Genomic DNA, 6,108 nt, shown 5'->3' with positions numbered 1-6,108 from the left:
GCCCCCACCCCGGCGCCTGCTGAAAAACCCACAGCAGCACGCTGATCGACATAAACGATGCCACGGTCGCCCCCAGCAGCGCCGCCGCCGCCAGCCCCTCCTGCCCATGCTTTTGCGCCAGGATGGGGTAAATGCCCAGCATCGGCATGGCCGCCGTCAGCACCACCCCCATGCGCAGCTGCGGCTCCAGCGGCAGCAGGCCGGCGGCCTCGCACAGCAGCAGCACGGCCAGCACCGCCAGCGGATGCAGCAGCAGCTTGCCCACCACGATCTGCGCCACCTGGCGCCGCAGGCCCTGGATCTGCAGCCCCACGAGCGCGCCGCCAATCACAAACAGCGACAACGCCCCGCTGGCCTGCGAAAACAGCGTGACCGTGCGCGCTACCGGCGACGGCAGCTGCCAGCCCATCAGCGACACCAGCAAGCCCGCCAGCAGCCCCAGCACCATGGGCGTGCGCAGCAAATTGACCAGCGACTGGCGCAGCGCGCGGTGCCAGGCGCCGCCGTGCCCGTCGCCGCGCTCGGCCAGCGCCAGCAGCAGCGGGATCAGCAGCAGGTTTTCAACCATCATGTTCAGCCCCAGCATCACACCCGCCACCGGCCCCAGCGTGAGCAGCGCGATCGGGTAGCCGACAAAGCCGCTGTTGGAGCAGGCCGTGCCCATGGCGTAGTAGGCGCTGGTGGTGCCGTCCTGCCCCGCCCCGCGGCGCGCCCACAGCCAGCCAAGCCCCAGCGCCAGCAGGGAACCGGCGGCATACACCAGCAGGTAGCGGCCATTGAGGATCTCGCCCAGCGAACGCTGCGCCAGCGCGTTGAACAGCAGCGCGGGCAACGCCAGGTTGACCACGAACTTGCCCAGCACCCGCATGTCGGACTTGCTGAACAGGCCCAGCCGCGTGGTGGCAAAGCCCAGGGCGATGGTGATGTAGATCGGGCCGGTGATCGCCAGTATGTCGAGCATCTGGCGTGGTCAGCAGCTCATGGTTTCGGCCGCGCCGCCAGCAGGCAGTCGGCGTAGTCCTGCCAGCGCGCGCCCTTGCCCACTTCGGCAAACACGCCGGCCCTGGCCTGGTCGGCCACCCACTGCTGCCTGGCCGCGATGGCGGCGGCCATCAGGGGCTCAAAGCCGGCCTCGCGCACGGTGTTGGCCGCCTCGCGCATTTCCTCGGCCCGGCGCTGGCCGTGCTGCACCACGCGGCTGAAAAAATACGCGCCCTGCGCGCTCCAGTCAATGCTCGGAAAGGTTTCCTGCAGCGTGGGCAGCACCTGGTCTTCGACGCCATAGGCGCGGGCCATGGTGTAGCTTTCAATCACCAGCGCTTCCAGACCCTTGATCATCACGCTGCGGCACATCTTGATGGCGCTGGCCACGCCCAGCCGCTCGCTCACGGCCCTGGCGTCCATGCCCCAGCCGGTCAGCAGCAGCGCCAGTTCGGCCGCTTTGGCACCGCCCAGCAACATGGGCACCCTGATGCCGTAAGGCGGCACCGAGGTCATGACCCCCGCTTCCACATAATGCGCGCCGGCCGCTTCAATCAGCGCTGCGCACTGCTGCTTGGTGCCGGGCGAGGCGGAATTGAGGTCCAGGAACAGCGCGCCAGGCCGGATGGTCTGCGCCGCTTCTTGCGCCACGGCCAGCGTGTTGGACGCGGTGACGGCTGAAATGACCAGGTCGCTGGCGTCGCACAGGGCCTGCATGGAGGGCTGGGCCGCCACGCCCGCCGCCTGCGCATGGGCGCGCTCGGCCGCCTGCGTGGCGGGATTGGCCAGCTTCAGGTCCCAGGCCGCCGTGGCGACCACGCCGGGCTGGCCTCGCAGGCCGGCGCTGAAAATCTTGCCGACTTCGCCATAGCCGATCAGGCCGATGCGTTCGATGTTCATGCGGAAATCCAATCAAAAAACAGGAACCAAGGACTACAGGCGCGGAATCCTGGCGCGCACGATCACGTCGCCCCAGCGCTTGATGTCGTTGTTGAGCAAGGCCGCCGCCTGCTCGGGCGTGCCGGGCTGCGGGTCCAGGTTCAGGGCTTCGAGCCGCTTTTTGACGTCCGGATCGTTGAGCGCCGCCGTGACCTCCCGGTTCAGGCGGGCAACCACCTCTTTCGGCGTGTTGGCGGGCACGGCCAGGCCGTTCCACGACGCCACCGCAAAGCCGGGCACCCCCGCCTCTTTGGCCGTAGGCACCTCGGGCAGCATGCGCGAGCGCTGGGCGCCGGTGATGGCCAGCGGGTGCAGCGCCTTGGCTTTGATCTGCGACAGCAGCGGGCTCAGAATGTCCAGCCCCACATCGATCTGGCCACCGCGCAGCGCGTTGATGACGGCCGGCGTGCCATTGAAGGGCACGATCTGCGCATCCAGCCCGGCAGCAGACTTGAACAGTTCCGCCGCCAGGTGCTGCGTGGTGCCGATGTTGGGTGTGCCGATGTTGAGCTTGCCCGGGTTGGCCTTGCCCCACGCCACCAGTTCCGACAGGGTCTTGAAGCGCCCACCCTCGGCCACCACGATCACCAGGTCAAACGACGCCAGCAGGGCCACCGGAATGAAGTCCTTCACGGTGTCGAACGGCAGCGACTTGAACAGCGACGCGCTCACTGCCGTGCCGCTGGAAATCAGCAGCAGCGTGTGGCCGTCTGGCGCGGCCTTGGCCACCATATCGCCCGCCGACACGCCGCCAGCGCCGGGCTTGTTGTCGATCACCACCGGCTGGCCCATCGCCTCGCCCATCTTCTGGCCCACCGCACGGGCCGTCAGGTCGGCAGCGCCGCCCGGCGCGTTGGGCACCACGATGCGCAGCGGCCTGGACGGAAAAGCCGTCTGGGCACTGGCGGCGAGCGGCAGGCTGAAGGCGGCGCCCAGCAGCAGGCTGTGGGCAACGAGATGGCGGCGGGACAACATGGGCAGATCCTTCAGTCAAAACACAGAAGACAGCCACACCCTGGTGCAGCCGCCACAACTACCCCCGATTGTGCGCAATATGCCGCCCGCCTGGCAGGCCCTGCCCGGTCTAGCTGCTAGATGGGAAATGGATAGCGGCCCGTCAACGTTGTCCCTGGGGCGGCAAGCCGAAAGCCGCCGCGAAACGCTGACCTGATGTAGGAGGCGGCCTCCAGCAGCATTCCCGGCAGGCACAGCCCCCTAGAATAAAAACTCAAGGCTGCAATTCGCAGCTTCATCCATTCACTAGAACGGGGTCATTTTTATGTTGATCAAGAAAACCATCATCGCCCTGGGCGTTGCCAGCGCTTTCATGCTGGGTGGCGCGCAAGCGTGGGCGCAGACGGGCACCAATACGGCGGGCGACAAACTGGCGGACAGCTACAGCACCATGGCGGGTTCAAAAACCAATGCCCAGTCGCTGGTCAGCGGGCTTCGCACCAGCTCCGACATTACGCTGAGTGCCAGCCCGTCCAACCCGAACGCACCGTCGGCCACTGTTTCACCGGCAACCGGCAAGATGGGTTACGGCAACATCAATATCGCACTCGCGCTGTCCCAGACTTCACTGAGCAAGCAAGGCATCACCAACCCAACACCCTCGCAACTGGCCAGCGCCCTGAGCGGCGTGCTGGGACAAAGGGCCGAGGGGCTGGGCTGGGGGCAGATCGCTCAAAGCATGGGTGTCAGGCTGGGGGATGTCGTGAGCGCGTCCAAAACCGATCAGAGCGGCAAGAAGGCCGACCGGACGGCAAAGGCTGAAAACGTGGCCAAGGCAGATCGCACCAGCAAGGCACAAAGCACTGACAAGGCCGCTGGCAAGTCTGCTGCCAGCAGCGGAAAAAGCGACACCGCCGGAAATGCCGGTAACAGTAACGGCGGCGGCGGAGGCAACGGTAACGGTGGTGGAAACGGCAGCGGCGGAAATGGCGGTGGTGGTGGCGGCGGCGGCGGTGGCGGTGGCGGTGGCGGCGGCGGCGGCGGCGGAAGCAAATAACGCCACTGGCTGAAGTCCTGGACGCGCCTTGTCGCGCGAACAGGCTTCCCATGCATCGTGGTGACTGCCCCAAAGTTACGTCTGACGGATCCATGCCGCCAGGTTAAGACAAGGCCCTTCGGGGCCTTGTCTATTTCCGGCGCAGAAGCTGCTTATTCAGTAGCACCCGCAACCCGCGCCAGCACGCTCCTGAGCGCCACGCCGGTGTGCGTGCCCAGCGCCACCACCGCCTCGGGCGGCGCGGCGGCCACCACCTGCCCGCCGGCATTGCCGCCGTCCGGCCCCAGGTCAATCACCCAGTCGGCTTCGGCGATCACGTCGAGGTCGTGCTCGATGACGATCACGCTGTGGCCACCGGCCACCAGCCGGTGCAGCACCTGGATCAGCTTTTCAACGTCGGCCATGTGCAGCCCCACCGTGGGCTCGTCCAGCACATACAGCGTGTGCGGCGCTTTCTGGCCGCGCCTTGTGATGTCGTCGCGCACCTTGGCTAGCTCCGTCACCAGCTTGATGCGCTGCGCTTCGCCGCCCGACAGCGTGGGCGACGGCTGGCCCAGCGTGAGGTAGCCCAGGCCCACATCCTTGAGCAACTGCAGCGGGTGGCCGATGGCGGGCATGGACGCAAAGAAGTCCACCGCCTCGTCGACTTCCATGCGCAGCACGTCGCCAATGCTTTTGCCGCGCCAGGTCACGGCCAGCGTTTCGGGGTTGAAGCGGGCGCCATGGCAGGTTTCGCACAGCACCTTCACGTCGGGCAGAAAGCTCATGGCGATGGTGCGCACGCCCGCGCCTTCGCAGGTCGGGCAGCGGCCTTCGCCGGTATTGAACGAAAAGCGCCCGGCCGCGTAGCCGCGCGCGCGGGCTTCCAGCGTGTCGGCGAACAGCTTGCGCACCGTGTCCCAGAAACCGATGTAGGTGGCCGGGCAGGAGCGCGGGGTCTTGCCAATCGGCGTCTGGTCGACTTCGAGCACGCGGTCGACGACGCGGTAGCCTGCTACGCGTTCGCAGCCAGTCCAGGCCGGGTGCTGGCCGGCGTCGTCGGCCTCGCGCCCGGCCTTGGTCGCGCGCAGCAGCACGCCGGCGTGGACATTGGCCAGCAGCACATCGCGCGCCAGCGTTGATTTGCCGGAGCCCGACACGCCGGTGACGGCGACCAGGCGGTGCAGCGGCACATCGACCGATACATTTTTGAGGTTGTGCAGCGTGGCACCAACCACGCCGAGCCATGAGGTGTACGGGCTGGCCGCTGCCGGGGCGGCGTTGTGCAGGGCGCTGGCGTCGGCGGCTGCGGCTTTCAGGGCCTGGGCTTTCAGCGCGGCCTGTTTGGCCTTGCTCAGGGGCCTGGAGGCGGCGGCCTCGGGCGAGACAGCCGCCTCCGGCGCCGCGCCCGCCATCGTTTCACGGCGCACCTGCAAAGGATGAATCAAGGGATGCGCCAGGTAGCGGCCGGTCAGCGACTCGGGCACGGCGGACAGCTGCGCGGCGGTGCCCTGCGCCACCAGCCGCCCGCCGCGCTTGCCGGCGCCGGGGCCAATGTCGATGATGTTGTCGGCGCGGCGAATCGTGTCTTCGTCGTGTTCCACCACCACCAGCGTGTTGCCCCGGTCGCTGAGCTTGCCCAAAGCGCTCAGCAAAATCTGGTTGTCGCGCGGGTGCAGGCCAATCGTGGGCTCGTCGAGCACGTAGCAGACGCCCTGCAGGTTCGAGCCCAGCTGCGCCGCCAGCCGGATGCGCTGCGCCTCGCCGCCCGACAGCGTGGGCGCGCCCCGGTCCAGCGTGAGGTAGCCCAGGCCCACGTCCTGCAAGAATTCAAGCCGGCTCCTGATCTCGGGAATCAGGTCGCGGGCAATGCCAGCTTCGCGCCCGGCCAGCGCCAGCTGGTCGACCCAGCGCTGCACGTCGGTCACCGACAGCGCGGCAATGTCGGCAATGCCGACGCCGGCAAACTTCACGGCCCGGGCCTGGCGGTTCAGGCGCGCGCCCTGGCAGCCCGGGCAGACCGTGCTGGCCACGTCCTCCACCTCGGGTTCGGCAAAGCTCTGCTCGCGGCCTTTCTGGTCGTCGTCCATCACCGAATCGTCAAACACCTTGCGCTGCTCCCGGGTCAGCGCCACGCCGGTGCCCACGCAGTCGGGGCACCAGCCGTGCTTGCTGTTGTAGCTGAACAGGCGCGGGTC

The 6,108-nt window shown here is 67.8% G+C and carries 4 protein-coding genes and 1 pseudogene; 1 reads left to right on the top strand and 4 read right to left on the bottom strand.

The window, feature by feature from the left end; translation table 11 throughout:
• The 3 genes from IV091_RS09475 to IV091_RS09465 all read right to left on the bottom strand — a co-directional run.
• Positions 1–961: AEC family transporter (locus IV091_RS09475; RefSeq protein ID WP_293468029.1), on the bottom strand; the 961-nt coding region annotated here is incomplete at its 3' end.
• 17 nt (positions 962–978) lie between these two features.
• Positions 979–1,881 carry an NAD(P)-dependent oxidoreductase gene (locus IV091_RS09470; RefSeq protein ID WP_293468027.1) on the bottom strand — a complete coding sequence of 301 codons (903 nt, stop codon included), beginning with the start codon at positions 1,879–1,881 and terminating at the stop codon, positions 979–981.
• 33 nt (positions 1,882–1,914) lie between these two features.
• Positions 1,915–2,895, bottom strand: coding sequence for a tripartite tricarboxylate transporter substrate binding protein (locus IV091_RS09465; RefSeq protein ID WP_293468025.1), 981 nt, complete (start codon positions 2,893–2,895; stop codon positions 1,915–1,917).
• 304 nt (positions 2,896–3,199) lie between these two features.
• Here IV091_RS09465 and IV091_RS09460 point away from each other — a divergent pair, with 304 nt between their 5' ends.
• Positions 3,200–3,931, top strand: coding sequence for a hypothetical protein (locus IV091_RS09460; protein ID WP_293468023.1), 732 nt, complete (start codon positions 3,200–3,202; stop codon positions 3,929–3,931).
• 152 nt (positions 3,932–4,083) lie between these two features.
• On the opposite strand, the pseudogene IV091_RS09455 reads toward IV091_RS09460, so the two are convergent.
• Positions 4,084–6,108 (bottom strand): annotated as a pseudogene (locus tag IV091_RS09455) (excinuclease ABC subunit A); the annotation flags it as partial.

Source organism: Polaromonas sp., assembly GCF_018780625.1.
Lineage (GTDB): Bacteria > Pseudomonadota > Gammaproteobacteria > Burkholderiales > Burkholderiaceae_C > Polaromonas.
The sequence above is the reverse complement of the archived record's forward strand: the minus strand, read 5'-3'. Positions and strand labels throughout refer to the sequence as shown.

What these genes read in the sequence shown, in the direction of transcription:
- IV091_RS09465 (WP_293468025.1), bottom strand. Translation starts at nt 2,895, where the DNA reads ATGTTGTCCCGCCGCCATCTCGTTGCCCACAGCCTGCTGCTGGGCGCC.
- IV091_RS09470 (WP_293468027.1), bottom strand. Translation starts at nt 1,881, where the DNA reads ATGAACATCGAACGCATCGGCCTGATCGGCTATGGCGAAGTCGGCAAG.
- IV091_RS09460 (WP_293468023.1), top strand. Translation starts at nt 3,200, where the DNA reads ATGTTGATCAAGAAAACCATCATCGCCCTGGGCGTTGCCAGCGCTTTC.